This is a genomic window from Streptomyces sp. NBC_00448 (genome assembly GCF_036014115.1).
Lineage (GTDB): Bacteria > Actinomycetota > Actinomycetes > Streptomycetales > Streptomycetaceae > Actinacidiphila.
In genome coordinates this window covers 3,174,133-3,196,105 of sequence record NZ_CP107913.1, presented here as the reverse complement: position 1 = coordinate 3,196,105, position 21,973 = coordinate 3,174,133, and the positions used below count along the sequence as shown (strand labels likewise).

Here is a 21,973-nt window from a genome sequence, read left to right as displayed (position 1 = left end):
CGTTCTGCCCCCGCCGACCGGCCCCCGCCGTCTTGTCCACGGCGGGGGCCCGCACGTGACGAGGAGCCCCCGTGACGTCCACCAGCCCCGTGACGTACGGCACCGCGTACGCCCCGATGCGCGACGGCACGGTGCTGCGCGCCGACGTGTACCGCCCGCCGTACGGGCACGGGCCCTGGCCGGTCCTGCTCGCCCGCTGCCCCTACGGGCGGCGCGACCCGGGGATACTCGCCCGCCTGGCCCCCGCCACCGCGGCCCGCCGCTGCTGGCTCGTCGTCCTCCAGGACACCCGCGGCCGGTTCGGCTCCGACGGCGCGTGGGAGCCGCTGGCCCACGAGTACGACGACGGCCACGACACCGTCCGGTGGGCCGCCGGGCTCCCCGGCAGCGACGGCCGGGTGGCGATGTACGGGCCCAGCTATCTCGGGCACGCCCAGTGGGCCGCGATCGAAGCGGCGCCTCCCGAACTGGTCGCCGCCGTACCGGAGTTCACCTGGTCCGACCCCGCTGACGGGTTGCTCGCGCGCGGGGGCGCCCGCGAACTCGGCCTGCCCGTCCAGTGGACGCTCGGCCTCGGCCACGAGGTGCTGCGCCGCAGGCACGCGGCCGACGCGGTCCGGCGGCGCGCCGCGCTCGCGGAACTCACCCGCGCCGAGGGGGAGTTGCGTGCCGGCCGCTGGGACCTCGCGGCGCCGGCCACGCTGGGCCTGCCCGTCCCCGGCCGGGTCGGCGCCCCGCCGCCCCGCGCCGTTCCCGCCGACCACACGGCGCTGCCGCCCGTCGCCACGCTCACCGTCGCCGGCTGGCACGACGCGTTCCTCCAGGGCAGTCTCGACAACCACGTCGCCGCCCGTGCCGCGGGCCACCGCACCGCCCTGATCATCGGCCCGTGGACTCACGAGAACCAGTCCGGCCGGGCCGAACCGGCCGCCCCCGGGGGCGTCTTCGACTTCGGGCCGCACGCGGACAGCGCGCACATCGACGGAGGCGGCTCCTTGCTGGAGCGCCAACTCGACTGGCTGGAGGCGGTGGTGGTGCACGCGGGAGTCGTGGCCCGGACGTCGCGCGACGCGGCCGAGCCGCGGAACGTGCCGGAACCCGGCGCCGGCCGGGCGCGCGGGACCCACGCGGACGCCACCGCTCTCGTCTTCGTCACCGGGGCCGGCCGTTGGCGCCGGTTCGCCGCGTGGCCGCCGCCGAGCGACCCGACCGCCTGGTACCTGCACGCGAACGGCGAACTGTCCACGCGGCCTCCTTCGGTGACAGGTACGGCCGGGCCCGGCCGGTCGTTCCGGCACGATCCGGCCGACCCCGTACCCGCCCTCGGCGGCGCGCTGCTACTGACCGAGCAGCACCCGGCCGGGCCCGCCGACCTGCGGCCGATCGAGGCGCGCCCCGACGTACTCGTCCACACGAGCGCGCCGTTGACCCGCCCGCTGGAGATCGCCGGGCGGATCAGCGCGGTGCTCACGGTGACGTGCACCGCGCCGATCGCCACCTGGGTGGTGCGGCTGTGCGATGTCGCGCCCGACGGCACTTCGGTCAACCTCGCGGACGGGATCACCCGCGCCGCCCACCCCGTCGGCCGGCCCGGTCCAGCCGGTCCAGCCGGTCCAGCCGTTCCGCCCGGTCCGATCGAGACCGCCGTGGACGTCGACCTGTGGTCCGCGCACCACGTCTTCCGGCCGGGCCACGCCCTGCGCGTGCACGTCGCCGCGACCAGTTACCCGCGCTGGCAACCCGAGCCGGGTTCCGCCGTACAGACGGTCGTGCCGGGCGCTTCCCGCCTGGTGCTCCCGTCCGTCCCCGCGCCCTGACCCGAGCGCCGCCCTGCGCCCTGACCAGGCATGTTGAACTCCCATTCCCCCCAGGCGTGTTATTTCCTCGTACGGGGCAGCCCGGCGGCGACCAGGAGGGCGGCTGCGGCGAGGACGGCCGCGTCGACGCCGAGCGCCAGGTGGAGGCCGGCGAGGAAGTGCGGGCGGGCGGCGGCGAGGGCGGAGAGCAGCGGGATGCCGATGGTCATGCCGACCTGCTGGGAACTGGTCACCAGGCCGGTGGCCAGGCCCTGTTCGTGGTCGGGCAGGCCCGAGGTCGCGGTGATGCCGTAGGAGACGACGACCAGCAGGTGGCCGACGCAGGCGAGGGAGACCGCGGCCAACGCCAGCCAGGTGCCTGCGGAGCCGGGGCCGAGCAGCAGGAGCGGGAGCGTGAGCAGCGCCTGCACGGCCAGCCCGGTCAGCACGGTGGCGCGGGCGCCGATCCGGCCGATGACGCGGGCCGCGGTCATCCCCGTGACGGCCGCGAACACGCCCTGGACGCCGAAGACCAGGCCGGTGCGGAACGCCGACAGCCCGCGGACCTCCTGGAGGTAGAGGGTGAGCAGGAAGACCACCGAGCTCATCATCGAGAACGTGGCCAGCCCGGCCAGGTTGCCGAAGGCGACGCTGCGGCGGCGCAGCATCGCCAGCGAGACCATCGGCTCCGCGGCCCGCGACTCGACCAGCGCGAACGCGCCCAGCAGCAGCGGCCCGAGCACCAGCGTGACGATCACGTCGGCGCCGCCGAAGCCGTGTTGCGCCGCGGTGGACAGCGCGTAGATCAGCGCGAGCAGGCCGCCGGTGACGGTCACCGCGCCCGGCACGTCGATCCGCGGCCGGCCCGGGTGCCGGGACTCGGTGAGCAGGCCCGGCGCGGCGGCCAGCACCAGCACGGCGACGCCCGCGAGCAGCCCCATGGTGGAGCGCCAGCCGAACGCGTCGGTGAGGGTGCCGCCCAGCACCACGCCGATGGTGAAGCCCAGCGACAGCAGGGTGCCGCTGATCCCCAACGCCCTTTCCCGCTGCGGTCCTTCGGGGAAGGTGGTGGTCAGCAGGGACATCCCGGTCGGCACGACCATCGCCGCGCCGAGCCCCTGGAGCGCGCGTGCGCCAAGGAACGCCGCCGGGTTCCACGCCAGCGTGGCCAGCAGCGACGCGACCGCGAACAGCGCGAGCCCGGTCAGGAAGAGCCGGCGCCGCCCGTAGAGGTCCGCGATCCGGCCGAAGAGCAGCAGGAAGCCGCCCGACGGCAGCGCGAACGCGGTCACCGCCCACTGGAGGTTGGCCCGGCTCATGCCCAGGTCGGCGCCGAGGACGGGCAGGGCCACGTTGAGGATGGAGAAGTCGAGCGCGACCATGAACTGGGCCGCGCACAGCACGAAGAGGATCAACTTGGCGCGTGCGCCGAGCTGTTGGCCGGGTGCTGTGGGGGTGGCCGTGGTCGTGGCCGTGGTGGCCGTGGTCGTGGCGCCCGCGCCGGTCGCCGGAGTCGCGCCGGTCCTGGCGGTCGGTGCCGAGGGTGCCGCGGGCGTCGCGGGTGTCGTGGTGGAGTCGGTTGGCATACGGCCACCCTCGGCCGGTCCGGCCGGCTGTGGGGAGCCGCGGTTTATGCTGGTGGTCGTACCACCAGCCGGGCCGACGGCCGAGGGGGAGCCAGTGGCGGGGACGACAGCGACGAGAAGCACGGCACCGGGTCGGCGGCGGCGCGAGGAGCTGCGGGAGTTCCTGATGACCCGGCGTGCCCGGGTCTCGCCCGTGGAGGCGGGCCTGCCGGAGGGCGGCCCGCGGCGGCGTACGCCGGGGCTGCGGCGCGAGGAGGTCGCGGTGCTCGCCGGGGTCGGCGCGTCCTGGTACCAATGGCTGGAGCAGGGCCGCGACATCACCGTATCCCCGCAGGTGCTGGACGCCGTCTCCCGGGTGCTGCGGCTCAACGGCCCCGAACGGCGCCACCTTTACGTACTCGCCGGGCTCAACCCGCCGCTGCCGGAGCCCGCTTCGGAGATCGACGTCTGCGCGGGCCTGTACCGCCTGCTCGACGGCTGGATGCCCTACCCGGCGCACATCATGGACGCCTACTGGAACATCGTGGCCTTCAACGAGGCCTCCGGGCACGCGTTCGGCTTCACCGCCGAGGACACCAACTGCCTGGTCTCCTTCTTCACCAACCCCAGCTACCGCGGCATGGTCGAGGACGCCGACTCGGTGGCCCCCACCGTGGTGGCGCAGTACCGCGCCGCCGCCTCGGAGTTCCCCGACGATGAGGGCTTCCCCCGGATCGTCGCCGAAGTCTCCGCGCGCAGCCCCGAGTTCGCGAAGCTGTGGGCGCGCGGGGACATCGAACCGAGCGGGCAACTGGAGAAGCGGCTCGCCCACCCGGTGGTCGGCACGTTGCACTTCGAGAGCACCCAGTTGCGGCTGCCGATCCGGGCGGACCTGATCGTCGTGATGCACAGCCCGCTCGACGCCGACACCAAGTCGAAGCTGGCGTGGCTGGCCACGCCCGAGGGCCGGCGCGGCTCGCTCACCCCGGTGCGGGACGAGCGGGCGAGCTGAACTCCTCTTCCGCGGAAGTGGATCGGCCTGCGGCAAGGCTACGGAAGGGCCTCGCCCCGGGCCCCGTGCAGGACCGCCAGCGAGTCCGCGGGGGTCAGCGCCGCGTCCCGCAGCAGGTCGAAGGCGAGCCGCAACGCCTCGACGTCCTCGGGCTCGTCGATGAGGTGCCCGCTCCAACTGCTCTGCGTGTAGGCGAGAGTGCGGCCGTCCTGGAAGACGATGAGTTCCAGGGAGCTGCGGATGTGGTGGGGTCCGGTCCCGAACGGCACGACCTGTAGCGACACATCGGGCTGCTGCGCCGCCGTGATCAGGCGCTCCATCTGCCCCGTCCACGTCTGCGGATCACGCGCCTTGCGCCGCAGCACCGACTCGTCGATCAGGGCGCGGTAGTGCACCGGGTTCGGACCCGCGAGCCGCTCCTGCCGGCCCAACCGCGCCGCGACCTGCCCGGCCAGCTTCTCGATGCTGTGCGGGCGTGCGGTGCGGAGTTGTTCCTCGGCGTACGCGCGGGTCTGGAGCAGGTACGGCACCGCGCTCACGGCGTACTCCTGGATGCTCACGGCGTCCGCCTCCAACGGGGCCAGCCCCAGGAAGGGCCTGTCCTTCGCCTCCCGCTTGGCCAGGTGCCACAGCTTCACCAGCAGCGTCCGGTCCCGTACACCTTGTCCAGCGCCGTGGCCGACTCCAGCGTGCCGAGGCGCTGCCCCCGCTCCAGCCGGTGCAGGTAGGACTGCTCGTACATGCACAGCGCCGCGAGTTCCATCAGCGTCAGCCCCGCCTGCCGCCGCCGGTAGGCCAGTTCGCTCGCGTACACCTCCCGCGCGGACAGCCACTCCCAGTCGATGACGTCCTCGTTCCCGTTGCTGCTCCCGCCGTCCATACGGCTCTCCTCTCTCTACGGTGTCCTGCCGGTGGTGGTGCCCTACGCCTCGCGTCGCACGGTGGACCGGCCGGGCCTTCGGGCGAGCGGCCTGATGTTCGCGGGCGCCGTCGTCCACTCGATCCCGCCGCCCTCGGGCCGCAGGAAGAGGAGGCCGCCCTCGGTTCCCATGTAGACGCCGTTGCGCTGACGTGGCCCGTCATCCCAGACCAGCTCGCCGAGTTGAGGCGTGTGCACGGCTCCCACCGGCTTCGGCCGAGGCTCTCTCCGGAGCATGACCCGCTCCTCTCTGTAGTGGAACCACTACCGGGAGGCGTTACTTTCCCCTAGGGTCGGGGAGTCAGCAACGTGTGAGGAGCGAACGGAAGGTCGGTGGCAGGGTGGTGAACATCAAGGAGTTGGACCCCGAGAGCGGCCCGGAAGCCGCTTTCGGAGCGCGGGTTCGCAGCTTGCGGGAAGCTCGCGGTTGGTTGCAGAAGGACCTCGCGGAACCAATGGGATATTCCAGTACGCATATCTCGGCGGTGGAAACTGGCCTCAAGGTTCCGACTCTCCGGTTCGCGCGGAGCGCTGACCAGGTCTTCGGTACCGCACATGACGCTGAAAGCTTCGAACGTCAGTGGTACCAGATCCAGCGCGGTTCGCTCCTGGAGGGATTTCCGCAGTACGTCGGCCACGAGGCCCGGGCGGTGGAGATCCGGCTCTACAACATCGGGATTATCCCTGGACTGCTGCAGACATCCGAATACGCAAGGGTGTTGGCGGACAGTGCGGTGCGACGGGGTGCCATCAGCCCTGAACAAGCAGATGAGCGCGTCGCGTTCCTGGCGGAGCGACAGGCGGCGCTGGTGCGACCCAAGCCGCCCATGGTGTTCGTGACCATGGACGAAAGCTGCATTCGGCGGCCCATTGGAGGGCACGCCGTCATGGACGCCCAGTTCGCCCGTCTGATCGAGTTCGCCGAACTGCCCAACACATTGCTCCAGGTGGCGCCGTACGAGATAGGCGAGCGCCGCACGTTCGACCTGCCGGTCAATCTCTTGACGCTGGCGGACCGATCCGTGGTCTGCTACGCCGAGTCCCAGGCCCAAGGACACCTGGACCGCGTCAGCACGTCTGTGCTGCCCATGCTGACGGCTTACCATCAACTCCAGGCCGTAGCACTGTCGCAAGCGGCATCAGTGGCCATGATCAGCCAGCTACGAAAGGGCACCCCGTGACGACCGGCTCCCCACGTTGGTTCAAGTCCTCGTACAGCAACAACGGCGGCGACTGCGTTGAGGTTGCGGCGAACCTTGCCGTCTCGCGTGGCGTGGTCCCCGTCCGTGACTCCAAGGACCCCCAGGGGCCCGCCTTGGTCTTCCCGGCCGATGCGTTCGCGTCATTTGTGGCCGGTGTGAAGTCGGGCGAGTTCGGCACCGTCTGATCGTGGGGTAGCCATCCTCTGTGCCGTCCATCCGGGCGGCGCAGGGCCACCCCCCGAGAGGGCGCCGTGATGACCGAGTCCCCGTGTTGGTTCAAGTCCTCGTACAGTGACAACGGCGGGACATGTGTTGAGGTCGCGGCCAATCTGATCGAAGCGCGTGGTGTGGTCCCCGTGCGTGATTCCAAGGACCCGCAGGGGCCTGCCCTGGTCTTCCCGGCTGACGCGTTCGCTTCGTTCGTGGCTGGGGTCAAGTCCGGTGAGTTCGGCTCCGTTTGATCTCATCGCGCCTCGGGGCGCGGTTTGGCCAGCTACGAAAGGGCAGCCGATGGACGAGTCCCCGCGTTGGTTCACGTCCTCGTACAGCCAGAACGGCGGGACATGTGTTGAGGTCGCGGCCAATCTGATCGAAGCGCGTGGTGTGGTCCCCGTGCGTGATTCCAAGGACCCGCAGGGGCCTGCCCTGGTCTTCCCGGCTGACGCGTTCGCTTCGTTCGTGGCTGGGGTCAAGTCCGGTGAGTTCGGCTCCGTTTGATCCCGTCGCACCCCTGAGGCGTGGATCACCGTCCGCCGCGTTGGACCGGCGGCCAAGGTGACGGGCACCGAGCCCGGTGAACTCGACCTCCACCGCAGGGTTCTCGTCCGCGTGATCGACGTCCTGCGGTGAGGCGCCGCGGAACGGCGGGGTGCCGCCAGGGCCTCAGTGGCGCTGGGGCACCGACGCCGCACAGGTCTGTCCTCAGGCGGATGCGGCGTCCAGGGCGTGGAGTTCGGCGTCGGAGAGGCGGAGGTCCTTGAGGGCGACGAGGGCCGGCACCTGGTCCACCGTTCGCGCGGAGGCGATCGGCGCGGCCACGGTGGGCTGTTGGGCCAGCCAGGCGAGGGCGACGGTGGCCAGTTGGGCGTCGTGCGCCGCCGCGACCTCTTCCATGGCGGCGAGGACCGTGTTGCCGCGCTCGCTGTCGGCGTAGCCACCTGCCAGGCCGGGCATGTTGCGTACGCTGTCCACCGTGTGGCCGGGCCGGTACTTCCCGGTCAGGAAGCCGGAGGCGAGGGCGAAGTAGGGGACGCAGGCCAACCCGTCCCGCTGGGCGATGTCCCGGCGCTCGCCCTCGTAGGTGTCGCGGGAGACGAGGTTGTACTGGGGCTGGAGAACCGTGAAGGCCGCCAGGTTCTCGCGGTGGGCGAACCGAAGCATGGCGTCGAGACGTGCCGGGCCGACGTTGGACGCCCCGAGGGCGCGTACCTTTCCGGCACGCACCAGTTCGTCGAGCGTGGTGACGACGTCCTCGACCGGCACCGACTCGTCGTCGAAGTGCACGTAGTACAGGTCGATCCGGTCGGTGCCCAGACGCCGCAGCGAGTCCTCGGCGGCGGCCTTGACGTTGACGGGCTTCAGGCCCTTGCGCTCCGGACTGTCACCGACCTTCGTGGCGATGACGACGCCGTCGCGGTTGCCGCGGGCGGAGACCCACTCGCCGATGATGCTCTCGGACTGGCCGGCCTGGTTCCCGGGGAAGTGGTACATGTACGAGTCCGCGGTGTCGATGAAGTTGCCGCCCGCGGCAGCGTAGGCATCGAGCACGGCGAACGACTGCTCCCGGTCGGCCGTCCACCCGAACACGTTTCCGCCCAGACACAGCGGGGCGACGGACAGCCCCGACCCGCCCAAGTTCTTGTGATCAGACATGACTTCATTCAACACCTGTCGCGCGTGTTCTCGATCGAGGGGCGGCCGCGTCCGCGGTGACCGCGCCGTCGGTCAGTTGCTGATCGCCGGGGCGGCGCGCAGATAGGTCTCGTCGGTCACTTGGCCGAGCAGGAAGGCGGCCATGTCGGCTCGGCTGAGGGAGAGGCCCACCACCCCTTGGCCGTAGTGCCCGACCTTGATGTCCCCGGTGGCCGGCTGGTCATTGAGCTTGGCCACGCGGACCAGTGTCCAGTCCAGGTCGCTGGCGCGTACCGCCTCTGCCGCGGAGCGCACCTCGGCCCAGGGCCGGGGCGCCATGGTCCTGACGAACCGGACGAGCGCCGTGACCTTGAGGTCGGGCCGGTCGGCCGGGTCCGGAACGCTGCAGGTGGACACGACCACGAGGCGCTTGACGCCCGCGGTGTCCATGGCACCGATGATCCTGCGGGTCGCGGCGCTCTCGGAGCCGACCCCCTCGACGACGGCGTCGGCGGTGCGGACCGCTTCCAGGATCGCCTCGTGGTCGTCGAGTTGTCCGGGGGCGACGGAGAGGTTGGCGTGCGTGACGCGGAGTTTGCCGGGGGTGCGGGCGTAGGCCGTGACCGTGTGCCCCTCGTCGAGGGCCCGCCGCACCAGTAACTGCCCCATCCGGCCGGTCGCGCCGAAGATCGTGATCTTCATGGTGGGATGCACCCTCCTGAGGGATACCCGAAACCGCTAAAGATTGTTTACTGGTGAGCGTAGCACGACGGCTAAAATGGGCGGCATCATGAATCAGGCGGACGACCTCCAGACGGCGCGTTGCATGCAGGTCCTGTCGGTGATCGGCGACCTGTGGACACTGGCGATCGTGATGACGCTCCAGGAGTCGGGGATGCGCTTCAACGAACTTCGACGGGCCATCCCGAAGGTCAATGCGGTCACCCTGACCAACCGCCTGCGCAAACTCGAAGATGCCGGCATCGTCAGCCGGGTCGAGGAGTCGAGGAGCAAACAGTCGACGGTCTACGACCTCACTCCGTTCGGCCACAAGCTCCAGCCGATCGTCGACGCGGTCCGGGCCGTCGCCCTGGACCTGGAGCGTTCCGGGGAGGCCCCCTGAACGCTCCAGGTCCAGGGCGACGGCCCTCCGTCCCCGCCCCGCCGGCGGCCCGCGCGCGGCGGCTCGCGTGAGAGCATCCGTCCGTGAGCGGCGACCTGGAAGTCAGTGCCCTGGCGATCAACGTCACGATCCCGCAGGCGCTGCGCTGGACGGACACCCGACGCGGGGAGGCGTTCACGCTGACCACGCTCAACGTCCGCCTCCTGCCGGACGGCCACCTCGCCGTGAAGGCGTACGGCCGACCGGTCGGCGGCGGCCGGGGCGCGTACGTCTCGTTCCCCGTCCCCGACAGGCCCGAACTGGCGGCCCTGGTCGCCGACGCCGCGACCCGGGCAGGGGAGTTGTGGGCCGCGCATCGCGGGCTCGGCTGAACTCGGCCCGAGGAGACGTCGTTTCGGGAACCCGGTGACGGCTCCACGTCGAGCGGCGCCGCTCGGCGTGCGGCTTCGGCCGTGAAGCCCCTGGTGCGGTGGTCACGGGATGGCGCAAGGTGGCCCGCATGGACTGGTTGCCACTGCTCTCCACCCTGGCCGGCGCCGCGATCGGCATCGTCACCACCCTCATCGCGGATCGGAACCGGTGGAAGCGCGAGGACGACAAGGAAGCCCGTCGGCTGCGGCTCGACATATACACGCAGTACACCACCACCGTGAAAGTGCTCGGTGAGACGCTGCGGGCCCTGGCCGGGCGAGAGCACCCTTCCGACGACGAGCGGGCGCGTGCGCTGCGCGAGGCCTTTCGGGAGTCAGGCATCGCGATCGCGTCCGAACGGATGTGGCTCATCGCGCCCCAACCCGTCGTCAAGGCGTCCAACAATGTGTTCCACTGCCTGCGACGCATCTGCGAGGGCTACGTCGACGGCACCGCCGTCAGCAGTCCGGAGGACCGCGCCCGCTGGGAGGCACGCGGCAAGGCGGCCGCCAAGATGCGCATGCTCATGCGCGAGGACCTCGGCGTCGGCCCACTCGCCGAGCGCCACAGCACCGTTGTGAACGACTATGACGACCCCGTCGCCCAGTGATCTTTGATGAGACGGCACACCCGAACGACCGGCCCTAGTCGCCGAGGACCCGCTCCCACAGCAGGCTGTCGCGCCAGTCGCCGTCGAGGAAGATCGAGGAGTGCGCGACGCCGTACGGGCTGAACCCGTTGCGGCGCAGCACCCGTTGGGAGGGCAGGTTCTCCAGATGGGTGGACGCCTCGGCCCGGTGCAAGCCGAGTTCGTCCGTCATCACCCGCAGGACGAGTTCGAGGGCCCGTCCGGCGTGCCCTTGGTTCTGGGCGGTGGTGGCGATCCAGTACCCGACGGAGCCGCGGCGCAGGTGCGGCTGCGGCAGGATGCCTCCGACGGTGACCTGCCCGATCACCTGGTCGTCGGCGAGCACCGCGCCCGGCCAGACCGTCCCGGCCCGGTGTCCGGCCAGCAGCCTCTCGATCCGCTCCGCCTGGCCCTCCGCCGTGAGGAAGCCGACCGGCTGCGCCGGTTCCCACGGCCGGAACGCCTCGACATCCCGCACCCGATGCGCGGCGATCGAGGCGGCGTCGGCGGGCTCGATCAAACGAACCCGGGTGCTGCTGTCCATCGGCTGATCCTCATCACGGCACGTCGGCTGGCCCGCCCACCCTACGCACGCCCACACCACGCACGCCCACCCTGTCCACGCCCACCCTGCGCACGGGCGCCGCCCCGACCGCCTCAGAACGCCGAGCTGCTCCGCACCGCACGTGTTGGATTTTGTTGTTTCCCTTGCCCTTCTGATGGGTGACCTCTATCTTCCATGGCGTCGAAGTCATCCGATGTCGAGCTCGGTACTCGGAAAGGGACGGCATGAGGTCAATGCATCCGCGGTCCGCTCGTACTTCCCTCCGCTTGAAGGCACTTGCCTCCGTTGCCGCAGCGTGCGGCATTGCGGCCCTCTGCCTCACGCCTCCCGCCGCCGCCACCGAGAAGAACGCGGGCCAGGCGCTACGGACATCATTCGTCGGAGCTGTGCCGAGCCGAGCGCACGTCGACAACACCGGGCGTACCGTCGTCGAGGTCACGGACTTCGGCGCGGACCGTACCAGTAAGTCGGACTCGGCGGCCGGGATCGCGGCCGCCATCGCGCATGCGAAGAGCATCGGCGGTCCCACCACGATCCATTTCGCGCCCGGCACCTACCAGATCTATCCCGAGCACACCCCCAAGCGGGAGCTCTACGTCAGCAACACGCTCGGTACCGACCAGTCGTTGAAGACGAAGAACATCGGCATCCTCCTCGAAGACATGCACGACGTCGTGGTCGACGGCGGCGGCTCGACGATCCTCGACCACGGGTTCCAGACGATCTTCGCGGCGATCCGCTCCACCGACGTGCGGTTCACCGACTTCTCGCAGGACTGGGTCGCGCCCAAGACGGTCGACATCACCGTGGCCGACACCGGTGTCACGGACGGAAGGGCCTACCGCGTCATCACCGTGCCCCGGACCTACCACTACGCCGTGGAGGGCACCTCGGTGCGGTGGTCCGGAGAGCGCAGCCCCGTGACCGGGAAGCCGTACTGGACGGGCACGGACTCCTTCAACTACGCGCAGGTCCACGACCCTTCGTCCGACAAGACCTGGCGCACGTCGAACCCGGTCTTCGAGGACGTCGCCAAGATCACCGACCTGGGTGACCGCAGGCTGCGGATCGACTACACCGACGACACGGCCCCGGCGGACGACGGATACGTCTACGCGATGCGCGAGACCACGCGGGACACCCCGGGGGCCCTGTTCTGGGAGTCGTCCGGCGTCACCGTCGACCATCTGCGGATCGGCTACCTCCACGGCTTCGGCATGGTCGGCCAGTTCAGCAAGGACATCACCATCGACTCGGTCGTGTTCAAGACCGATCCCAGCACCGGGCGGATCACCACGAGTTTCGCCGACCACATCCAGATGTCCGGGGTCAAGGGCACCGTCCGCATCACCAACTGCGTCTTCGACAACCCGCAGGACGACCCCATCAACATCCACGGCACCTATCTCCAGGTGACCGCCGTGGAAGCGGGGTCGAAGAGGCTGCACCTGCGGTACATGCACGACGAGACGGCGGGCTTTCCGCAGTACTACCCCGGCGACAAGATCGAACTCGTCAACACGCACACCATGGTGACGGTGCCCGGCGCGACGGCCACCGTGGTCGCGGTGGACGGACCTACCGGTGACAGCGTCCCCGCGGGCGCCGATCCCGACACGTATCTGCGCAACATGACCGTGACGCTCGACCGGCCCCTGCCCGCTGCCGTCACCGACGACCCGGGCGACTACGCCGCGGAGAACATCAGTTACACGCCCTCCGTCGAGATCAAGGGCAACACCTTCCAGGCGATTCCCACGCGCGGCATCCTCGTCACCTCCCGGCGGCCCGTGCGGATCGAGGACAACCACTTCGACGGCATGAGCATGTCCAGCATCTACATCTCGTCCGACGCGCACTCCTGGTTCGAGTCGGGACCCGTGCGGGACGTCGTCATCCGCGGCAACGTCTTCGACCGCCCGGCGAGTCCGGTCATCTTCTTCGACCCCACCAACACGGAGTTCGCGCCAGGACAGCCGGTGCACCGCAACGTCCTCATCGAGGACAACGACTTCAACCTCACCTCCGCGACGGTGGTCTCCGGCCGCAGCGTCGGCAACCTGACCTTCCGCGACAACAGGATTCGGCACTACGCCCACCTGCATCTGAGCAGGCCGGCCCAACCGCTGTACGTCGGAGGCACCGCGGCGCTGGCCACGGACGCGCCGCCCCGGAACAACACCGCGCCGCTCTTCACCTTCGACGGTGCCGAGGACGTCAACCTCGCCGACAACACCTACGACAACGGTTTCAACAACCGGGTCAGCACGGCCGACATGGCCACCTCGGAGGTGACCGTCACCCGTGACGACCTGGCCCTGAACGCCGACCACATCACCGGCCCATCCGTAACGGTCACGTACACCAGCTCGGACCCCTCCGTCGCCACGGTCGACAGCCAGGGCGTGATCACGGGGGTCGGGGCCGGGACGTCCGTTGTCACCGCCCGCGCCGCGATCGACGGCAAGCAGGTCCGCTCCAACCCGGTGACGGTCTCGGTGGCGGCCCCGTCGAACCCGTCGAACGGCGGGCGGGGTGAGTGACGGGGCGGGATCGTCAGAAGCCGATGTGGCCGATCATGCCGAGCATGTTCGCGCTGGCCGAGTGGATCGACGTGGCCAGGCTGGTGTCGGCGAGGTAGAAGCCGAAGGCGCCGCAGGCCAGCGCGTGGGTCACCTTGAGTTCGGCCTTGCGGCTCAGGAAGAACGTGGCCGCGGCGAGCGCGATGACGAGGGGGAGGTGCAGCAGCATCGTCGGATCACCCCAATCTCCTCATAAGAGGGCATTGCTCATGTATGAGGTTAGGCGGGAGTCGCTGGGCGCGCATCCGTGGATACGGAGGGTGACATCTCCGCGGGGCGTCCTATGATCACGCGTATGACCGAGCCGCAGACGCAGCCGCCCGCAGCCCCCGAGAACCCCGAGGACCGCAAGCTCCTCACGCTCGCCCGCTCCGCGCGGGCCCGCAACGCCGTGCCGGAGGGCGCCGCCGTCCGCGACGAGACCGGCCGTACGTACGTGGCCGGCACCGTGGACCTGCCGTCGCTGCGGCTGACCGCCGTGCAGACCGCGGTCGCCATGGCGGTGGCCAGCGGCGCGACGTCGCTGGAGGCCGCCGCCGTGGTCACCGCTGCCGAGGAGCCCGCCGACGCCGACCGCGCGGCCGTCCGCGACCTGGGCGGCCCGGACACGCCGCTGCTGCTGGCCGGCCCGGACGGCACGGTGCGGCGCACCGTCACCGCGGGCTGAGAAACGGACGACCGTACGGACCTCGCCCGGTCGCCCGTTCCCTACAGGGCGTCCGGGCCGCGCTCCCCGGTCCGCACCCGCACCGCCGTCTCCACCTGCACCGCCCACACCTTGCCGTCGCCGATCTTCCCGGTCCTGGCCGCCGCCACCAGCGCGTCGATCACCAGGTCCGCGTCGGCGTCCTCCACCAGCACCTCTATCCGCGCCTTCGGCACCAGGTCCACCCGGTACTCCGCGCCGCGGTACACCTCGGTGTGCCCGCGCTGCCGCCCGTAACCGCTCGCCTCGGTGACGGTCAGGCCCTGCACGCCCAGCTCCTGCAACGCCGTCTTCACGTCATCCAGCTTGTACGGCTTGATGACGGCGGTGACCAGCTTCATGCCAGTGGGCTCCTGTCCTTCGCGGCCGGACCGAAGTGCCCGGCGCCCGCCGGGAACGGTGCCCCGCCCGCCATGCCGTGGGTGAGTACGCCGTGATCGTAAGCGGTCTCGGCGTGCACGGTCAGGTCCAGGCCGGTCCGTTCCTCCTCCTCGCTGGCCCGGAAGCCGATCAGCCGCTCGATCGCCCGCCCGAGGCCGTACGTGACCGCGAACGCGTACGCCCCGACCGCGGCCACCGCGACCGCCTGCCGGCCGAGCTGACCGAGGCCGCCGCCGTAGAGCAGGCCGCGCGGACCGCCGGTCATGGAGGAGGTGGCGAGCAGGCCGATCAGCAGGGTGCCGACGATCCCGCCCATCAGGTGCACGCCCACCACGTCCAGCGAATCGTCCACGCCCCAGCGGAACTTCCAGCTCACCGCGTACGAGCAGAGCACGCCCGCGGCCAGGCCCACCACGACCGCGCCGATCAGGTCCACGCTGCCGCAGGCCGGGGTGATCGCGACCAGGCCCGCGACCGAACCGGACGCGGCGCCCAGCGTGGTGGCGTGGCCGTCCCTGCGCTTCTCCACCATCAGCCAGCCCAGCAGCCCGGCGCAGCCCGCCGCCTGGGTGTTGAGGAACGCGGAGCCGGCCATGCCGTTGGCGCCCAGCGCCGAGCCCGCGTTGAAGCCGAACCAGCCGAACCACAGCAGCCCGGCCCCCAGGACGACCAACGGCAGGTTGTGCGGGCGCATCGCGTCCTTGCGGAAGCCCAGCCGCGGCCCGAGCACCAGCGCCAGCGCGAGCCCGGAGGCACCGGAGCAGACCTCGACCACGGTGCCGCCGGCGAAGTCCAGCGCGTGCAGCTTGCTCACCACCCAGCCGCCGGTGCCGAACACCCAGTGCGCGACGGGGACGTATACGGCCAGCGTCCACACCAGGACGAAGACCACCCACGCGCCGAACCGGGCCCGGTCCGCGACCGCGCCGCTGATCAGCGCGGCCGTGATGATCGCGAAGGAGAGCTCGAACGCGGCGAAGAGCGGCGTCGGCACGTGGCCGGTGACGCTGGTCGGGCCGACGCCGTGCATGCCGAGGTGGCTGAGGTCGCCGATCAGACCGAGCCCGCCCGCGTCCGGACCGAACGCCAGCGTGTAGCCGGCCACCAGCCACACCAGCGTGACCAGCGCGATCGACACGAAGCTCATCATCAGCATGTTCAGCACGCTCTTGCTGCGGACCATCCCGCCGTAGAAGAGCGCGAGGCCCGGCGTCATCAGCAGCACCAGCGCGGTCGCGGCCAGCAGCCAGGCGGTGTCGCCGGCGTTGATCGCCGCGTGGTGCGCGGCGGCGGCGGGGGCGGCGAGCGATGAGGCGGGCGGGAGGGCGTGGCCGGTGGGCAGGAGCAGCACGGAGGGGTCCCTTCGGTCGCTGATCTAGCACGAGCGTCGGGCGTGCGCGTTACCGGACGTGGGCGTACGTGTTTCGGTGGCGTTTCTTGTTGCCGCCGGGTTTCGGATTCCTCACCGCGGGACGTACGGGTCGTGTCACGCCGGGTCGCGTCGTACGGGGGCGGGGGGGCCGCTCGATCGAGCGGTGTCCGTACACCTCTGCGGTATCGGGGAGAATGGGGGCCATGAGCGCTCGTACCCCCTCCGACGGAACCGCCGGGTCCACCGCGACCCCGCCGCACCGGTCCGGCTTCGCCTGCTTCGTCGGCCGTCCCAACGCCGGCAAGTCCACCCTCACGAACGCTCTGGTCGGCCAGAAGGTGGCGATCACCTCCAACCGGCCGCAGACGACCCGGCACACCGTCCGCGGGATCGTGCACCGGCCGGAGGCGCAGCTCGTGCTCGTGGACACCCCCGGGCTGCACAAGCCGCGCACCCTGCTCGGCGAGCGGCTCAACGATGTGGTCCGCACCACCTGGGCCGAGGTCGACGTGATCGGCTTCTGCCTGCCCGCCGACCAGAAGCTCGGCCCGGGCGACACGTACATCGCGCGCGAGCTGGCCGGGATCAGGAAGACGCCGAAGGTGGCGATCGTCACGAAGACCGACCTGGTCGACCACGACCAGCTCGCCCGGCAGCTCATGGCGGTGGACCGGCTCGGGCAGGAGATCGGGCTGGAGTGGGCCGAGATCGTGCCGGTCTCGGCGGTCGGCGACCAGCAGGTGGGGCTCCTCGCCGACCTGCTCGTCCCGCTCCTCCCGGAGGGCCCGCAGCTCTACGCCGAGGGCGACCTCACGGACGAGCCGGAGCAGGTGATGGTGGCCGAGCTGATCCGCGAGGCGGCGCTGGAAGGAGTGCGGGACGAACTGCCGCACTCCATCGCCGTGGTGGTCGAGGAGATGATCCCCCGCGAGGGGCGGCCCGCGGACAAGCCGCTGCTCGACATCCACGCGAACCTCTATATCGAGCGGCCCAGCCAGAAGGGCATCATCATCGGGCCCAAGGGGGCCCGGCTCAAGGAGGTCGGGACGAAGTCGCGGCAGCAGATCGAGGGGTTGCTGGGGACGCCGGTGTTCCTGGACCTGCATGTGAAGGTGGCGAAGGACTGGCAGCGGGACCCCAAGCAGTTGCGCAAGCTGGGGTTCTAGGACCCACCGGGGTGCCCCTGTCCGCCGGTTGAGGGACCACCTGCCGGTGGGGGGGGGGCTGGTCGCGCAGTTCTCCCCCAGAGCTTTGCCTGGGAGGTATCCCCACGCGCCCCTGAGTTTGTGCGGCTCCTTCCGCGAAAGAACGCCAACCCCCCAGGGGCGCGGGGAACTGCGCGCTCAGCAGGCCACCGGCCTGCGGCCGGGAAAGAGACCGGAACCGTGACGGCGGGTAGCCGAAGGGGCGCGGGGAACTGCGCGACAAGCCCACCACCGGGGTGGAGGTGGGGACGGGACGGGACCCTCGCGGCGGGGATCGCTTACGCGGCGTAGGGCCCGGGGCCCTTGAGGAGGCGGTGGATCGGAGCGGTCTCGGTCCGGCGCAAGCCGGGCAACGCGGCGACGGGCCCGGTGAGATAGCGGTAGAGGGCCTCGGGGTCCTTGCAGCTGACGGACGCGTAGATGTTGGTCGCCCCGGTGGTGGCCGCCGCGAACGCGACCTCGCTGTGCTCCGCGAGGGCGGCGCCGACCTCGGCGAGCCGGGCCGGTTCGACCTCCAGCCAGAGCGCGGCGCGCAGTTCGGACCGGAACAGGCCGTTGCCGAAGTCGAGGTCGTAGTAGAGGACGCCGGCGGAACGCAGTTCGGACAGGCGGCGCCGTACCGTGCTCTGCGACCAGCCGGTGACGGCGGCCAGTTCGGCGGCGGAGGTGCGGCCGTCCTGCGCGAGGGCGTCGCACATGAGGTGGTCGCCGGGACCGAGCGGGACGGGGTCGGCGGGCGCGCCGGTCGGGACGCCGGCCGGGCCGCGGGTCGGGTTGTCGGGCGCGTCCGGGGGCGCAAGCGCGGCGATCTCGTCGGGCGTGAGCGCGCTGCTGCGGCTGACCGGGCTGAGGTCCTTCCCGAAGAACATGTGCAGCATCGCGTGCGCGGTCACCTGCACCACCCGCGGGGTGCGCGGGAGTTTCTGGAGCAGCAGCGTGTCGTCGTGGCCGGGCGCGGCGGCCTGGGTGACGCAACTGATCTCGGTGCCGCCGGAGATCAGGTTGACCCAGCGGGTGTCGGTCCTGCGGGCCAGCGCCGCACCGATCGAGCCGGCCGCGTCGGGCGTGCAGCGCACCCGGACCATCCAGGGGGTCAGCCCGATCCGCAACGGGTCGGCCAGGCCCAGCACCCGTACGGTCTTCTCGCGGCGCAGCCGGCCGTAGCGGCGGGCGACGGTCTGGTCCGAGACGCCCAGCACCTCCGCGAGCCGGCTGAACGGGGCCCGCCCGTCGATCTGGAGGGCGTGCACGAGGCGCCGGTCGAGCAGGTCGAGACCGGCCAGCGCGCTCCAGACGGTGTCGGTGTCGGTGGTCGTGCGCGCGTCGGTGTCGATACCGGGGTCGAAATCGGTGTCGGATTCCATCACCACAGCCTAGGTTCTGTCGAAATACGCCGCCAAGGCGGTTCTGGCTGGGGAGCGGAGCGGCGTTTGCCCGATGGTGAGGTGATCACATCACGCGAACCGGAACGGAGTCCCACCCATGCGCAAGTGGCTGCCACTTGTGGCGATCTGCCTGGGCGCCTTCATCCTGCTGGTCGACGTCACCATCGTGAACGTCGCGCTGCCGAGCATGGCGTCCGACCTCCACGCGTCCTTCACCTCCCTGCAGTGGGTGATGGACATGTACGCCCTCGCGCTGGCCGCGCTGCTGCTCGCCGCGGGTTCGCTCGCCGACCTCTTCGGGCACCGGAAGCTGTACGCGATCGGCCTGGTCGTCTTCGCCATCGCCTCGCTGGGCTGCGCGCTCGCCCCGAACGCCGCCGTGCTGATCACCTGGCGGGGGGTGCAGGGCGTTGGCGGTGCGGCGATGTTCGCGACGTCTGCGGCGCTGGTCGCCGCGACCTACCACGGCCGCGACCGCGGTGTCGCCTTCGGCGTGTGGGGCGCGGTCAACGGTGCCGCCGCCGCGCTCGGCCCGGTGCTGGGCGGTCTGCTCACGCAAGGTTTCAGCTGGCAGGCGATCTTCCTGGTCAACCTGCCGATCGCGGTGGTCGCCATCGTTCTCACGCTGCGGGTGCTGCCGGCCGGCAAGCGCGGCACCGGACGGCTGGACGTGCCGGGCGCGGTCCTCTTCACCGTGGCCGCGGCGGCGCTGACGTACGCGCTGATCCGTGGCGGCGACCACGGCTGGACCGACGGTCTGACGCTTGGAGCCTTCGCGCTGGCCGTGCTGGCCGTAGTCGGGTTCGTGGTCGCCGAACTGGCCACCGCGCACCCGATGCTCGACCTGTCCCTGCTGCGCCGCCCGACCTTCTCCGGGCTGCTCGGTGGCGCCGTGCTCTTCCAGGCGGGCGCGTTCGGCGGGTTCGTCTACATCTCGCTGTGGTTGCAGAACATCCTCGGCCTCAGCCCGATCCGCGGTGGTCTCGCGCTGATGCCGCTGGCGGTGGCGTCCTTCGTGGTGGCCGCGGCGGCCGGGAAGCACACCCACCGGTTCTCGCCCGCGCTGCTGGTCGGTGGCGGCCTGGTGCTGGTCGGTGTCGGCGCGGGCATCATGTGGCAGTCGGTGTCCGCGGGGTCGCACGCGTCCTCGCTGTACGCGGGGCTCGCGGTCATGGGTGTGGGCGTCGGCCTGTCGACGCCGGTGCTGGTCTCCACGGCCGTGGAGGCGGTGCCCCCGAACCGCGCGGGCATGGCGGGTGGCGCGGTCAACACTTTCCGCCAGCTCGGGATGAGCCTGGGCATCGCTCTGTTCGGCTCGATCTTCACGTCACGACTGCGGGACGTCACGCGTCACGGCGGCAGCGTGCGGGCCGGATACGCGTCCGGGTTGGACCGGATCTTCCTGGCGAGTGCGCTGGCCGCGCTGGCGGGCGGGGTGCTGGTCTTCCTCACGGTTCGCCGCTCCCGGGGTGACGGGACCCCCCAGGGTGCCCCTGCCCCTGAGTCGCGGGACCTTGCGGTCGGGGGTGGCTCGCGCTCCTGAGTAGGTGCGGCTCCTCCGCGCGGGGAGGGGGCGCGGGGAACTGCGCGAGAAACCACCACCGGCGGGTGATCTCTCGACTCAGGGACAGGGGCACCTCGGAGAGTCACGCACCCTCACGGAGCACTGCTGCGCCGAGGGCGATGACGCATGCGGCGCCGAAGCCGGCCACGAGGCGTTCGAAGAGTCCGTCGAGGCCGGCGGGGCCGGACAGCACGGTGGCCACGAGGAGAAGGAGGAGGACGGCGGCGGACAGCCGGACCGGCCGGACCCAGGCGGCCCAGCGGGGCAGCCGCTTCATCGCGGAGGCCAGCACGAAGGCCCCGGCCACCATGGCCACCATGCCGACGCTGGTCAGGAGGTTGTCCATCGTGCCGCCGCTGTTCGCGAGTTGGTCGGACGCCGAGCACTCCGGGTCGGCCTGCCGGCAGGCCAGCCGCTCGAAGGGCGTCAGGAGGTCGCCGACCCCGAAGGGCGCCAGGCTGAACAGCACGCATCCCAAGCGGGCCAGGCCGCCCGCGGGCCGGAGCACCGGCCACAGGGAACGGGAGACGAACAGCAGACCGGCGGCCCCGCAACAGGTGTTGACCACGATGAGGAAGGCCGCGTGCGGCGCCCCCTGCGCGTACATGTCGCTGATCGAGTGGGCGGTGACGCTGTAGCGCGGTCCCTGCCAGGACGCCGCGATCAGGAAGGCCGCCACGAAGACGACATGGGCCGCCATCGAGACGCGCGCCCAGCGGCGTATACGGCTCCGGACGGCCGGTGCGTGGTCGGCGGCGACGGCGATGCCGGTCTGGAACATGAAGAGGTCCCCGTTCTGGGTCCGGTGACGGGCCCGCGGCACTGCGCCGACGCCCCGGCCGAACGCTAGGAGCCGGGGCCGCCCCGGCTCGTCCCCCCGGGGTGGACACTTCGCAGCCCCCGCACGGGGGACCCGTGCTGCCCGCACGGGGAGCCGCGAGGGGCTGGCGGGGCTGTCCCGGGACCGGGTCAGTCCTGCGCGGACACCAGGCCCACCCGGTAGGCGAGGACGACCGCCTGGACCCGGTCCCGCAGATCCAGCTTGGTGAGGATGCGGGACACGTACGTCTTCGCCGTCTCGCGGCTGATGACCAGTTCCTCGGCGATCTCGGCGTTGGACCGCCCGGTGGCGATCAGCCGCAGCGCCTGGAGTTCGCGCGGGGTCAGCGAGCCGAGCGGGCCGCCGTCCGGGGTGCCGGACCGCTCGGCGGGGCGGATCCGGGAGGCGTAGCGGCCGATGAGCCTGCGGGTCACGGCCGGTGCCAGCAGCGACTCCCCGGCGGCGATCGTGCGTACCCCGTCGACGAGTTGGCTCGGCGTCGCGTCCTTGAGCAGGAACCCGCTCGCCCCGGCACGCAGCGCCTCGTAGACGTACTCGTCGGTGTGGAAGGTGGTGACCACCAGCACCCTCGCGGGGGCCACGGCATCGGGTCCCGCCAGTCGCCGGGTCGCTTCGATTCCGTCCATGCCCGGCATGCGGATGTCCATCACGACCACGTCGGGCAGCAGCCGGCCCGCGCTTCGCACCGCGGCGGACCCGTCGGATGCCTCGCCGACCACTTCGAGGCCGGGCTGCGCCGCGAAGATGGTCGCGTACCCGGCGCGCACGAGGGCTTGGTCGTCGCAGACCAGCACCCTGACGGGGCGAGCAGGACCGGTCATGGGGCACTCCCGAGGTCGGTGTGAAGGCGTCTCCAAGAGTAGGG

Annotated in this window: 26 protein-coding genes; 13 read left to right on the top strand and 13 right to left on the bottom strand. The window is 71.3% G+C overall.

Annotated elements, in window-relative coordinates:
* Positions 1-71: 71 nt before the first annotated feature.
* Positions 72-1,817, top strand: coding sequence for a CocE/NonD family hydrolase (locus OG370_RS13530; protein ID WP_328463934.1), 1,746 nt, complete (start codon positions 72-74; stop codon positions 1,815-1,817).
* A gap of 59 nt (positions 1,818-1,876) precedes the next feature.
* Here OG370_RS13530 and OG370_RS13525 read toward each other — a convergent pair whose 3' ends face one another.
* Positions 1,877-3,382, bottom strand: coding sequence for an MFS transporter (locus OG370_RS13525; RefSeq protein ID WP_328463932.1), 1,506 nt, complete (start codon positions 3,380-3,382; stop codon positions 1,877-1,879).
* A gap of 166 nt (positions 3,383-3,548) precedes the next feature.
* Between OG370_RS13525 and OG370_RS13520 the strand changes: the two genes are divergently transcribed.
* On the top strand, positions 3,549-4,373 hold the full coding sequence (locus tag OG370_RS13520; RefSeq protein ID WP_328463930.1) for a helix-turn-helix transcriptional regulator: 825 nt from the start codon (positions 3,549-3,551) through the stop codon (positions 4,371-4,373).
* A 38-nt stretch (positions 4,374-4,411) separates the two neighbouring features.
* On the opposite strand, the gene OG370_RS13515 is transcribed toward OG370_RS13520, so the two are convergent.
* The 3 genes from OG370_RS13515 to OG370_RS13505 are packed head-to-tail and all read right to left on the bottom strand — an operon-like array spanning position 4,412 to position 5,529.
* Complete coding sequence (locus tag OG370_RS13515) at positions 4,412-5,011, bottom strand: DUF5753 domain-containing protein (protein ID WP_328463928.1); 600 nt, start codon at positions 5,009-5,011, stop codon at positions 4,412-4,414.
* Complete coding sequence (locus tag OG370_RS13510) at positions 5,008-5,253, bottom strand: helix-turn-helix domain-containing protein (protein WP_328463926.1); 246 nt, start codon at positions 5,251-5,253, stop codon at positions 5,008-5,010. The genes OG370_RS13515 and OG370_RS13510 overlap by 4 nt, the downstream gene beginning before the upstream one ends.
* A 42-nt stretch (positions 5,254-5,295) precedes the next feature.
* Positions 5,296-5,529: a hypothetical protein gene (locus OG370_RS13505; RefSeq protein ID WP_328463924.1), complete on the bottom strand. Its 234-nt coding sequence runs from the start codon at positions 5,527-5,529 to the stop codon at positions 5,296-5,298.
* A gap of 104 nt (positions 5,530-5,633) precedes the next feature.
* Between OG370_RS13505 and OG370_RS13500 the strand changes: the two genes are divergently transcribed.
* The 4 genes from OG370_RS13500 to OG370_RS13485 all read left to right on the top strand — a co-directional run bounded on the left by OG370_RS13500 (position 5,634) and on the right by OG370_RS13485 (position 7,211).
* Complete coding sequence (locus OG370_RS13500) at positions 5,634-6,473, top strand: helix-turn-helix domain-containing protein (RefSeq protein ID WP_328463922.1); 840 nt, start codon at positions 5,634-5,636, stop codon at positions 6,471-6,473.
* Positions 6,470-6,679, top strand: a complete 210-nt coding sequence (locus OG370_RS13495) for a DUF397 domain-containing protein (RefSeq protein ID WP_328463920.1) — start codon at positions 6,470-6,472, stop codon at positions 6,677-6,679. Before OG370_RS13500 ends, OG370_RS13495 begins: the two co-directional genes overlap by 4 nt.
* A gap of 69 nt (positions 6,680-6,748) precedes the next feature.
* A complete protein-coding gene (locus tag OG370_RS13490; RefSeq protein ID WP_443060667.1) occupies positions 6,749-6,955 on the top strand; it encodes a DUF397 domain-containing protein in 207 nt (68 codons plus the stop codon).
* 49 nt (positions 6,956-7,004) lie between these two features.
* A complete protein-coding gene (locus tag OG370_RS13485; protein ID WP_328463916.1) occupies positions 7,005-7,211 on the top strand; it encodes a DUF397 domain-containing protein in 207 nt (68 codons plus the stop codon).
* A 204-nt stretch (positions 7,212-7,415) separates the two neighbouring features.
* On the opposite strand, the gene OG370_RS13480 is transcribed toward OG370_RS13485, so the two are convergent.
* Positions 7,416-8,366: an aldo/keto reductase gene (locus OG370_RS13480; protein WP_328463914.1), complete on the bottom strand. Its 951-nt coding sequence runs from the start codon at positions 8,364-8,366 to the stop codon at positions 7,416-7,418.
* A 72-nt stretch (positions 8,367-8,438) separates the two neighbouring features.
* Positions 8,439-9,047, bottom strand: a complete 609-nt coding sequence (locus OG370_RS13475; protein WP_328463912.1) for an NAD(P)-dependent oxidoreductase — start codon at positions 9,045-9,047, stop codon at positions 8,439-8,441.
* An 88-nt stretch (positions 9,048-9,135) separates the two neighbouring features.
* On the opposite strand from OG370_RS13475, the gene OG370_RS13470 reads away from it, so the two are divergent.
* From OG370_RS13470 to OG370_RS13460, 3 genes are all read left to right on the top strand, one after another.
* Positions 9,136-9,468, top strand: a complete 333-nt coding sequence (locus OG370_RS13470; protein WP_328463910.1) for a winged helix-turn-helix transcriptional regulator — start codon at positions 9,136-9,138, stop codon at positions 9,466-9,468.
* Between the two features lie 83 nt (positions 9,469-9,551).
* A complete protein-coding gene (locus tag OG370_RS13465) occupies positions 9,552-9,839 on the top strand; it encodes a hypothetical protein (protein ID WP_328463908.1) in 288 nt (95 codons plus the stop codon).
* Positions 9,840-9,967: 128 nt separating this feature from the next.
* Positions 9,968-10,489, top strand: coding sequence for a hypothetical protein (locus OG370_RS13460; RefSeq protein WP_328463906.1), 522 nt, complete (start codon positions 9,968-9,970; stop codon positions 10,487-10,489).
* 34 nt (positions 10,490-10,523) lie between these two features.
* Here OG370_RS13460 and OG370_RS13455 read toward each other — a convergent pair whose 3' ends face one another.
* A complete protein-coding gene (locus OG370_RS13455; RefSeq protein WP_328463904.1) occupies positions 10,524-11,051 on the bottom strand; it encodes a GNAT family N-acetyltransferase in 528 nt (175 codons plus the stop codon).
* A 407-nt stretch (positions 11,052-11,458) separates the two neighbouring features.
* Between OG370_RS13455 and OG370_RS13450 the strand changes: the two genes are divergently transcribed.
* Entirely contained in the window at positions 11,459-13,615 is a 2,157-nt protein-coding gene (locus tag OG370_RS13450) for a glycosyl hydrolase family 28-related protein (RefSeq protein ID WP_328463902.1), read from the top strand.
* A gap of 13 nt (positions 13,616-13,628) precedes the next feature.
* On the opposite strand, the gene OG370_RS13445 is transcribed toward OG370_RS13450, so the two are convergent.
* The gene (locus tag OG370_RS13445; RefSeq protein WP_328463900.1) at positions 13,629-13,823 is read right to left on the bottom strand and encodes a hypothetical protein; all 195 of its coding nucleotides are present in this window, start codon (positions 13,821-13,823) and stop codon (positions 13,629-13,631) included.
* Between the two features lie 114 nt (positions 13,824-13,937).
* Between OG370_RS13445 and OG370_RS13440 the strand changes: the two genes are divergently transcribed.
* Positions 13,938-14,321: a cytidine deaminase gene (locus OG370_RS13440; protein ID WP_328463898.1), complete on the top strand. Its 384-nt coding sequence runs from the start codon at positions 13,938-13,940 to the stop codon at positions 14,319-14,321.
* Between the two features lie 41 nt (positions 14,322-14,362).
* Here the strand turns inward: OG370_RS13440 and OG370_RS13435 are convergent, their stop codons facing one another.
* Together OG370_RS13435 and OG370_RS13430 are read right to left on the bottom strand one after the other, a co-directional pair.
* Positions 14,363-14,701 (bottom strand): P-II family nitrogen regulator, encoded by a 339-nt coding sequence (locus OG370_RS13435; RefSeq protein ID WP_328463896.1) that lies wholly within the window; start codon positions 14,699-14,701, stop codon positions 14,363-14,365.
* Positions 14,698-16,011: an ammonium transporter gene (locus OG370_RS13430; protein ID WP_328474064.1), complete on the bottom strand. Its 1,314-nt coding sequence runs from the start codon at positions 16,009-16,011 to the stop codon at positions 14,698-14,700. The genes OG370_RS13435 and OG370_RS13430 overlap by 4 nt, the downstream gene beginning before the upstream one ends.
* A gap of 296 nt (positions 16,012-16,307) precedes the next feature.
* Between OG370_RS13430 and era the strand changes: the two genes are divergently transcribed.
* A complete protein-coding gene (era, locus tag OG370_RS13425; RefSeq protein WP_328463894.1) occupies positions 16,308-17,279 on the top strand; it encodes a GTPase Era in 972 nt (323 codons plus the stop codon).
* Positions 17,280-17,596: 317 nt separating this feature from the next.
* Here era and OG370_RS13420 read toward each other — a convergent pair whose 3' ends face one another.
* Positions 17,597-18,682 carry an Lrp/AsnC family transcriptional regulator gene (locus OG370_RS13420; RefSeq protein ID WP_328463892.1) on the bottom strand — a complete coding sequence of 362 codons (1,086 nt, stop codon included), beginning with the start codon at positions 18,680-18,682 and terminating at the stop codon, positions 17,597-17,599.
* Between the two features lie 118 nt (positions 18,683-18,800).
* Between OG370_RS13420 and OG370_RS13415 the strand changes: the two genes are divergently transcribed.
* Positions 18,801-20,246, top strand: coding sequence for an MFS transporter (locus OG370_RS13415; protein ID WP_328463890.1), 1,446 nt, complete (start codon positions 18,801-18,803; stop codon positions 20,244-20,246).
* A gap of 103 nt (positions 20,247-20,349) precedes the next feature.
* Here the strand turns inward: OG370_RS13415 and OG370_RS13410 are convergent, their stop codons facing one another.
* Both OG370_RS13410 and OG370_RS13405 read right to left on the bottom strand, forming a co-directional pair.
* Complete coding sequence (locus OG370_RS13410) at positions 20,350-21,048, bottom strand: DUF998 domain-containing protein (RefSeq protein WP_328463888.1); 699 nt, start codon at positions 21,046-21,048, stop codon at positions 20,350-20,352.
* Positions 21,049-21,236: 188 nt separating this feature from the next.
* Complete coding sequence (locus OG370_RS13405; RefSeq protein ID WP_328463886.1) at positions 21,237-21,929, bottom strand: response regulator transcription factor; 693 nt, start codon at positions 21,927-21,929, stop codon at positions 21,237-21,239.
* Positions 21,930-21,973 lie beyond the last annotated feature (44 nt).